General features: G+C 70.4%; 11 protein-coding genes. 5 read left to right on the top strand and 6 right to left on the bottom strand.

All coding sequences use genetic code 11. The annotated features are described in order from the left end of the window. A partial coding sequence (locus AB0J58_RS43175) for an SDR family NAD(P)-dependent oxidoreductase (RefSeq protein WP_364227287.1) occupies window positions 1-668 on the top strand: 668 nt, incomplete at its 5' end. 132 nt (window positions 669-800) lie between these two features. Here the strand turns inward: AB0J58_RS43175 and AB0J58_RS43180 are convergent. Then, window positions 801-1301 carry a MarR family transcriptional regulator gene (locus tag AB0J58_RS43180; RefSeq protein ID WP_364227289.1) on the bottom strand — a complete coding sequence of 167 codons (501 nt, stop codon included), beginning with the start codon at window positions 1299-1301 and terminating at the stop codon, window positions 801-803. Window positions 1302-1395: 94 nt separating this feature from the next. Between AB0J58_RS43180 and AB0J58_RS43185 the strand changes: the two genes are divergently transcribed. Beyond that, a complete protein-coding gene (locus AB0J58_RS43185) occupies window positions 1396-2310 on the top strand; it encodes a nitroreductase/quinone reductase family protein (RefSeq protein WP_364227292.1) in 915 nt (304 codons plus the stop codon). Between the two features lie 301 nt (window positions 2311-2611). On the opposite strand, the gene AB0J58_RS43190 is transcribed toward AB0J58_RS43185, so the two are convergent. The 3 genes from AB0J58_RS43190 to AB0J58_RS43200 all read right to left on the bottom strand — a co-directional run bounded on the left by AB0J58_RS43190 (window position 2612) and on the right by AB0J58_RS43200 (window position 3997). Beyond that, complete coding sequence (locus AB0J58_RS43190; RefSeq protein WP_364227294.1) at window positions 2612-3286, bottom strand: metalloregulator ArsR/SmtB family transcription factor; 675 nt, start codon at window positions 3284-3286, stop codon at window positions 2612-2614. Between the two features lie 5 nt (window positions 3287-3291). Next, window positions 3292-3786: a cupin domain-containing protein gene (locus AB0J58_RS43195; RefSeq protein ID WP_364227296.1), complete on the bottom strand. Its 495-nt coding sequence runs from the start codon at window positions 3784-3786 to the stop codon at window positions 3292-3294. A gap of 88 nt (window positions 3787-3874) precedes the next feature. Further along, entirely contained in the window at window positions 3875-3997 is a 123-nt protein-coding gene (locus AB0J58_RS43200) for a hypothetical protein (RefSeq protein ID WP_364227299.1), read from the bottom strand. A gap of 187 nt (window positions 3998-4184) precedes the next feature. Between AB0J58_RS43200 and AB0J58_RS43205 the strand changes: the two genes are divergently transcribed. From AB0J58_RS43205 to AB0J58_RS43215, 3 genes are all read left to right on the top strand, one after another. Continuing rightward, window positions 4185-4547 carry a hypothetical protein gene (locus AB0J58_RS43205; protein WP_364227301.1) on the top strand — a complete coding sequence of 121 codons (363 nt, stop codon included), beginning with the start codon at window positions 4185-4187 and terminating at the stop codon, window positions 4545-4547. Window positions 4548-4596: 49 nt separating this feature from the next. Next, window positions 4597-5967, top strand: a complete 1371-nt coding sequence (gene tnpB / locus AB0J58_RS43210) for an IS607 family element RNA-guided endonuclease TnpB (RefSeq protein ID WP_364227304.1) — start codon at window positions 4597-4599, stop codon at window positions 5965-5967. Between the two features lie 351 nt (window positions 5968-6318). Further along, entirely contained in the window at window positions 6319-6918 is a 600-nt protein-coding gene (locus tag AB0J58_RS43215) for a DUF1349 domain-containing protein (protein ID WP_364227306.1), read from the top strand. 7 nt (window positions 6919-6925) lie between these two features. On the opposite strand, the gene AB0J58_RS43220 is transcribed toward AB0J58_RS43215, so the two are convergent. Continuing rightward, the gene (locus tag AB0J58_RS43220; protein WP_364227308.1) at window positions 6926-8143 is read right to left on the bottom strand and encodes an acyltransferase; all 1218 of its coding nucleotides are present in this window, start codon (window positions 8141-8143) and stop codon (window positions 6926-6928) included. After that, on the bottom strand, window positions 8140-8342 hold a 203-nt coding region (locus AB0J58_RS43225; RefSeq protein WP_364227310.1), incomplete at its 5' end, for a hypothetical protein. The genes AB0J58_RS43220 and AB0J58_RS43225, both read right to left, overlap by 4 nt.

Below are 8342 nucleotides of genomic sequence, written 5' to 3' on the forward strand. Positions count from 1 at the left end.
CCACCGACCACCCCGCCCCGGTCACCGTCCCCGCCGCGGCGGCGGTGCGCGCGGCCCTGCGCCGCGGCTTGCACCTCCTCATCAACACCGCCGGCCGGGGCGGGCCCGCCCCGGCCGAACTCGCCCCGGGCGACGAGGTGGAGGCGCAGCTGCGGCTGAACCTGCTCGGCGCCTGGCGGGTGACCGCGACGGTCCTGCCCCACCTGGTACGCGCCAGGGGGCGGGTGGTCTTCATCGCCTCGCGGATGGCGGTCCTGCCGCTGCCGCTGGCGGCGGCGTACGGCGTCTCCAAGCGCGCGCTCGCGGCCTACGCCGACGCGCTCCGTCTCGAGGTCGGCACGCATGTCGGCGTGACGACCGTCTACCCGAGCATGGTCCGCAGCCCGATCCACGACAGCACGAGACAGGCCGGGCTCTCCCTGGACGCGGTGTCCCGGCCGGAACCCGTCGAGGGCGTGGTCGACGCGATCGTCCGCGCGGTCACCGCCCGCCGGGCCCCCCGTGACGTGGCGACCACCCGCCGGGGGCGGGTCGAGATGATGGTGGGCAGGCACGTTCCCGCCCTGGCCGACCGTCTCGTCCGGCGCACCGTCGCCGCCCGCGTGGCGGCCGGTGACTTCGCGGGCGCCCCCCTCGCGGCGGGCATGGTACGCCGGCACCGGAGCTAGGGCGCGTATTCAGTTGTGATCAAGTGATGGTCCCTCTTCTCCGGGACGACTGCCGCGATGTGGCGCTTCCGCGGGTGAGCACGGTTACCGCGGGACGAGCCGGAAGCACGACCACCCGCCGCGCGGTGTGCCTCAGGGGCGCCCGCCGTCCCCGAGGTCCTGCTCCCCGGTGATTCCACGCTCGTACGCCGCCAGCGTGTCGACGAACATCCGCCGCTGGTCCGCCGTCAACGGTTCGAGCGCCCTGCGCCAGGCGGTGGCCCCCCGCCCCAGCCAGCCGTCGATCGCGGGCCGGTGCGCGTCGGCGATGCTCACGATCTTCCGGCGCCGGTCGTTCTCGTCCTCGCGCCGCTCCAGGATGCCCTTGCGGCTCAGCTCTCCGACCATCAGGCTCACCGTCGCCGGCGCCACCTCCAGCCGGGCCGCCAGCTCGTTCACGCCCAGCGATCCGTCGAACAGCAGGTAGGCGAGGAGCGACAGATGCCGGGGGGCGAGCGAGAAGGACTGGAGCTCCTCGGGAATCCGGATCCGCTTCACCCGCCCGACCATCCGTGGCATCAGCAGCAGCAGCGTCCGGATCGTGTCGTCGACGCCCAGCCCGGATCCGCCCGTCTCCCGATCATCGGTTGACATCCGCCACTCCACTCAATAGCTTTCATATAAAAGTAGCTTTGCTATCAAAGCAAAATCACTTCCCTCGCTGATGCTACCGAAGAGGTGCTCCCCCATGGCAGAACAGCAACCCACACCGGCGGAGTTCAATCGGCTCGTCATCGACGAGTTCCGCGCGAACGGCGGCCGGGTGGGCGGAATGTTCGAGGGCGCCCCACTCGTCCTGCTGACCACGACCGGCGCTCGGAGCGGCCGCCGCCACACCAACCCCGCGGTGTACCTGCGCGACGGCAACCGGGTCCTGGTCTTCGCCTCCAACGCCGGTCTGCCGAAGAACCCCGGCTGGTACCACAACCTGTTGGCCGACCCCCGGGTCATGGTCACCATCGGCACCGCCGACGGCGGCACCGAGACGTACGCCGCCGAGGCGGTACCGCTCGAAGGCGACGAACGCGACCGCCTCTACGCGGTCCAGGCCGAACTCGACCCGGCGTTCGCCGCCTACCAGGCGGGCACCACCCGGGTCATCCCGGTGATAGCCCTGCACCGCCTGAACCTCGCGGCTGACCCGGCGCGCAACCGGGCGATCGGCGAACACCTGAAAACCGTCCACGACCAGCTCCGCCGGGAACTCGCCTCGGTCCGCCGCGACGTCGACGCTTTCCTCGCCGGGCATGCGGAGCCGTACGCCCCCGGGACGCCGGCGCCCCGGCTGGGCGAGGAACTGGCCCGGCACTGTCTGACCTTCTGCGGCGCGCTCCATGCGCATCACACCAACGAGAACGGCGCGTTCACCGTTTTCGAAAAGGAGTTTCCCGGGCTCGCCCCGGCACTCGACCGGCTCCGCCGGGAACACCACCTGGTGGCGCAGTCCCTGACGGACCTCCAGGCACTGCTCGCCGACCTCACCTCCGGCACCGGTACGGCCGACGCGGACCGGCTCCGGGCGGAGCTGGAGCGGCTGGCCCGCGATCTGGAGGAGCACTTCGCCTACGAGGAGCGGCACCTCCTTCCCGCGCTGGGAGCGTAAGGCCCCCGGCCCGGCCGCGCGTCAGAACCCGGCGAGCGAGGGCATCGGATCGGACGCTCCAGCGTGGAAGACCCTGCTGAGCACGGTCCGTAACCTCGACGGCCCGGGCGTCCCGGCGGTCGACGAGTCCGCGGATCTCCTCCCAGGCGGTCATACGCCGGCCTCTTCGCGGCGGGTGATCCGAGGGAGCTCGCCGGGCGCGGCGGCCTTCGTCCCGGCAGTCGACAGAGCAACCTGCTGCTGCGAACCGAACATGCCGGGAACGGTAGTGGTCCACTCCGGCGATTCGGCCACGGGCCCGTTACGGGGCCGTGGCGGAACCGGTCCGCAGCCCTCTCCCCGCGCGCCGCCAGCGGGCGAGCCCACCGGCCAGCGGGCGCGCCGAGAAGCCGTGGTCGCGGAGCAGGCGCACGGCCTGCGGGGAGACCACGCAGTAGGGGCCGCCGCAGTAGGCCACGATCTCGACGTCCCTGGGCAGCTCGTCGAGCCGGTCCCGCAGCTCGGCCAGCGGAACCGACACCGCCCCCGGCACGTGGCCGCGGGCGTGGTCGGCGGCCGGACGCACGTCGACGATCACGATGCCGGGGTCGTCGAGACGCGCGGCGAGCTCGTCGGCGGTCACCGCCTCCAGGACCGCGACCTCGCCGAGGTGCTCGGACACCGCCTCCCGCAGATCGGCGAGCCGTTCCGCGGCGAAGTCCTGCAGCTCGCCCAGGAAGCGCGAGACCCGCTCGTCGGCCAGCCGGTAGTAGACCCGGGTACCCGCCCTGCGGCTCGTCACCAGGTGGGCCGCGCGGAGCTGCTGCAGCTGGGCCGAGGTGTTCTTCAGCGGGATGTCCGCCTCCTCGGACAGCTGCTCGACGGTGCGCTCCCCCTGGTCGAGCACGTCGAGCAGCCTCAGCCGCACCGGACTGGCCAGCGTCCTGCCGATCCGGGCCAGCTGCCGGTAGATCGGTTCCTCGGGAAACTCCGCCATGGCCGTCAGACCATGTACTGGTCGTGCCGGAGGTAGACGTCCGTCCACTCCGCGTCGCTGAGCCGGCGCCCACCGGCCGCGATCTCGGCGAGCTCCTCGAAGTAGCCCTCGCGGGGTGCCCCCGGCGCGAAGAGCAACAGCATCGAGGCCGGTTCGCCGGACTCGTTGCGGAAGGCGTGCACCCCGCCCTCCGGGACGTACAGGAAGTCTCCCGCCGTCGCGTCGGTCCAGGTCTTCCCGTTGAACAGCCGCACGGTCCCGGAGAGCACGAAGAAGGACTCGGAGATCGTCCGGTGGAAGTGCGGGTCCGGGCCGGACGGCTTCGCGCCCATGTCCCAGCGGTACAGACCGAACTGCCCGTTCGTCGAGGCGCCGGTGCCCAGGTAGCGCACCTCCGTCCCACCTTCGCCTATCACCAGGTCCGGCCCCGCGCTCGCCGGCCGGAAGAACCCGCTGCTCTCGCCCGTCTCGCCCAGGTAACGAGGCTCCGGATATGACATCGCACCCTCCAGTTGGTCCGCTGTAGCCCATATTCTAAAGAACTATAGAATATGGGAAAATCCCTGCCGTGACATCCACGGTGAACGGTCAGCGGAGCAGGAGGTTGAGCAGGACCGTCAGGAGGACGGAGAGCAGCACGGAGACAAGGATCATGGTCAGGCACCCGGCCCAGCCGCCCAGGACCCTGATCTCCGTATTTCCGATGCGCATGCCGTCGTGCTACCCGGCGACGGCCGGGGAAACCCGGTCCCTCGTCTCGCGGCCGATGCTCGCCGGTGAACGCCAAGGCCGGAAACATTCTCCCGGGACGGGGACGCTCGATGTCGATTCGGCCCGACGCCGTTCGTGTAGTGGGTAGGACGCCGATGGCGGCGTCGCACTCGCCCAGGAGGACCCGATGAAGCAGTACCTGCTCAGCATCTACCAGCCCGACGGAGAGGCTCCCCCGCCCGAGAGGCTGGAGCCGATCATGCGGGACGTCGCCGCCCTGGACCGGGAGATGAGGACCGCCGGCGCCTGGGTCTTCTCCGCCGGTCTGCACCCGGCGAGCACGGCGACCGTGCTGCGGGTCAAGGACGACGAGCTGCTCATGACCGACGGCCCCTTCACGGAGGGTTATGAACTATTGAGTGTTTATCAGTTTTTCTCTGAATTCCTCCGCTCAGCGGTCCAAGGCGTCGGAGGGAGTGGCACGCGACGCCAGGGGCCGGTGTCAGGTTTTCTCGCCATCCGGGAGTTGTTGATCACTCCCCGAAAGTAAGCTCATTGTCAGCGATCAGCAGCGGCGAGTAAATGGCGGGGGTGGCGTGGTGCGGGTTCATCAGGCCTACCGCTACGCCCTCGACCCCACGCCCGCCCAGGCGGCTGCGTTGTTCTCGCATGGCGGGGCGGCACGGTTCGCGTTCAACTGGGCGCTGCACCAGGTCAAGGCGGCCCTGTCCCAGCGGGAGGCGGAGAAAACCTACGGGGTGCCCGCTGAGATGCTGACCGAGGTGCCCTGGTCACTGTACGCACTACGCAAACTGTGGAATGCGGCCAAGGATGGAGTGGCACCATGGTGGGCAGAGAACTCCAAGGAGGCGTACAACAGTGGCCTGGACGGGGTGGCAAGGGGACTGAAGAACTGGGCCGCCTCCCGCAAAGGCACCCGAGCGGGTAGGAAGATCGGGTTTCCCCGGTTCAGGTCCAAGCACCGCACCACCTCCGCCTGCCGGTTCACCACCGGCACCCTCCGCGTCGAGGCTGACCGCCGTCATGTCACGCTGCCGCGGCTAGGCACGATCCGCACCCATGAGTCCACCCGCAAGCTTGCCCGTCACCTGGAGCGGGGCACCGGGCGGATCCTGTCGGTGACCATCCGATATGAGGGGGGCCGGTGGTTCGTGGCCTTCACCTGCGAGATCGACCGCACCCAGCGCACCCCCAGCAGACCGGACGCGGTGGTGGGGGTGGACCTGGGGGTCAAGCACCTCGCGGTACTGTCCACCGGCAGGGTCGTCGACAACCCTGAACATCACCGCGGCGCGTTGCGGCGGCTGCGCAGGCTGAACAAGCAACTGGCCCGCCGGAGCGGCCCGCACACTCCCGACGGTGGTGATCGCCGGGAGCCCTCCCGGCGTTGGCGCCGGGCCAAGGCGGCACTGGGCAAGGCACACGCCCGCGTGACCGGTCAACGGCGTGATGGCCTGCACAGGCTCACCAGCAAGCTGGCGGCCACCTACGGCACGGTCGTGATCGAGAACCTCAACGTGTCCGGCATGCTCGCCAACCGGCACCTGGCCCGCGCGGTCGCCGACGTGGGGATGGGTGAGGTGCGTCGCCTGCTCACCTACAAGACCGGCTGGAGTGGCGGCCGGTTGGTGGTGGCCGACCGGTGGTACCCGTCCAGTAAGACGTGTTCGGGTTGCGGTGCGGTGAAAGCCAAGCTGCCCCTATCCGAACGCACCTATGAGTGCGATGGGTGTGGTCTGATCCTGGATCGGGATCTGAACGCCGCCCGTAATCTGGCCGCGCTCGCGGCCGACGTCGCCCAGAGTCGCGGGGAGACGCTAAACGCCCGCCGAGGAGCGGTAGGACCCGGCACTCGTGCCGGGCACGCACCGATGAAACGGGAACCCCGGCAACGGGGAACGCCGCCACGGCAACGCGGCGGCTCGCTGATCCTCACTGACAAACACTGAGAACCAGCGAACGGCAAGGAGCACCTCGGCGGGCTCACCGTCGTCAGGGCGCCCGGCCTCGACCCCGCGCTCGAATGGGGCCGGAAACTCGCCCGCGTGACCACCCTTCCGGTCAAGGTACGGCCGTTCCAAGGCAAGATAACGGGCTAACGGACGGCTTCTGCTCTTCGGCTGGATTCCACCCGCGGACAAGGTGCTTTCGTCCGTCTTCGTGGGAGCGGTACCATCGGGCACGCCAAGGATGATCCACAAGCTGCTCGGAGGACAGGCGTCATCCGCTGGGCGCGGATCGCGCTCGACGTCCGCTGCGCCTCCGGTTACGAGTCCGCCCCGTACGAGAAGGAGATTCCCATGAGCCGGCCGGTCGTTCTGCCCGCCTTCCCCGCTCCGCTGCGCTGGTTGAACCGGCCGGTCGGGTGGAGCGTCGACGGGGACGACGCGCTGGCCATCGAGGCGGGCCCGAACACCGACCTGTTCACCGACCCCGGCGGCCCCGACCGCTTCGCCAACGCCCCCGCCCTGGTCGGGCGGCTGGACGGGGACTTCACGCTGAGCGCCCGGATCAGGGTGGACCTGCTGAGCACCTACGACGCCGGGGTCCTGGTGCTGCACGGCGACGAGCGCACCTGGGCGAAGTTCTGCCTGGAGATGTCCCCGCAGGGCAGACCCGCGATCGTCTCCGTGGTGACCCGCGGGGTGTCCGACGACTGCAACTCCTTCACCGTCGAGGGCGACGACCTGCGGCTGCGGATCTCCCGGATCGGCTCCGCCTTCGCCTTCCACGTCTCCACCGGCACGGGCTTCTGGCATCTCGCCAGGTACTTCGCGCTCGACGGAGACCCCGAGGTCGGCTTCCTCGCCCAGTCGCCGACCGGCCAGGGCTGCACGGTCCGCTTCGAGGACATCCGGCACTCGGCGACCCGCCTCCTCGATCTGCGCAACGGCGAGTGAACGGCGCCTATCCACGCATCCCGAACAGGAACCGGGTCACCCGCGTGCGGCGCACCAGCAGGTCGTACGCGGCCACGGTCAGGACGAGCGAGGCCGCGACGATCACGAGGTACTTGACCAGGATCGGCGCCTCCCAGCGGACCACCCCGTAGGCGACCCCCACGACGATCGGCTGGTGCAGGACGTACAGCGGCAACGCGGCGGTGGCCAGATAGCCGTACAGCCGCCGGCCCCGGCCGTCCGGCGTGTCCCGCGCGGCGGCCGGTGCCCCGCGACGACGGTCGAGAAGTCCCAGGATCGCGACCAGCCAGCACCACCCCGCCATGCCGTACAGGGTGCGGACACCGATCGAGAGAGCGGTCATGTCCGTGAAGGGGTCGCTGCCGGGAGCGTTGCCCGCGATCAGGAACCCCGGCATGCCGATCATGAACAGGGTCAGACCGAGTACTCCGGCCGTCACCGCGTCCCGGCGCATCGCCGCCCGGAACCGCTCGTCGGCGGCGAGCACGAACCCGTACAGGAAGAACAGCAGGTAGGCCCAGCGGTTCCAGCCGGCGTACGCCTCCTCCAGGCCCAGCAGCGCGCTGACCATCGCGATCGGGACACCGGCCAGCAGCACCGCGCCGCGCCGCCGGACCGTCGTGGCCAGCCGGTCGCGGATCCGGCGGCCGAGGTCGCGGGGAAACCAGCGGACCAGCGCTGCCAGCGACAGCGCGAACGCGAGCAGCATCACCACGAACCACAGGTGCCCGGCCTCGAAGTGCTCGCCCTGTACGACGAAGGGAAACTCCGCCACGTCCAGGCGCACGTCGAAGAAGCGCGGCAGGAACCGCAGGTACGACTCGTGGTACGCGGGGTCGGCCCGCAGCCGCAGCCACTGCGGCACCGGGATGATGGTGAGCGTCGCGAACACCAGCGGCACGCCGAGCCGCAGCAGCCGCTCCGCGGCGAACCCCGCCGGATCGCGCCGGCGCAGCGAGTGCCACGAGCCGAGACCGGCGATGAGGAAGAGCATCGGCATCGCCCACACCACGCCGAGACCGGCGGCGATCGTGGTCGCCTCGGTGGTCTCGGCGTTCTTCACGTAGTAGTCGTCGCGGGTGTCGAACACCAGCGCCGAGTGGAAGAACACCAGCCCGACCACCACCAGGGTGCGGATCGCGTCCAGCTCCGGCCGCCGCCCCGGTCGCGCGGCCTCGAATGGTTCGATGGGTGCCGTCGTCATCCCGCCTCCGCCGCTGTGCGCATCGGGACCAGTCTCTTGCCTGTCCTCTGTTCGCGCCACCGGGCCGTGGGCCGAAGAAGCGGGTGAATCCACTTCGGGGGCGACGGCCACCGGACGATCGCCCTCGACCGGGTGGTCGCCGCCTGGCTGGCGGTGGCCGCGACCGTCCTGCTGACGGCGGGAACGGTCGCGATCGCGA

This window comes from Streptosporangium sp. NPDC049644, assembly GCF_040675205.1.
Classification (GTDB): Bacteria; Actinomycetota; Actinomycetes; order Streptosporangiales; family Streptosporangiaceae; genus Streptosporangium; species Streptosporangium fukuiense.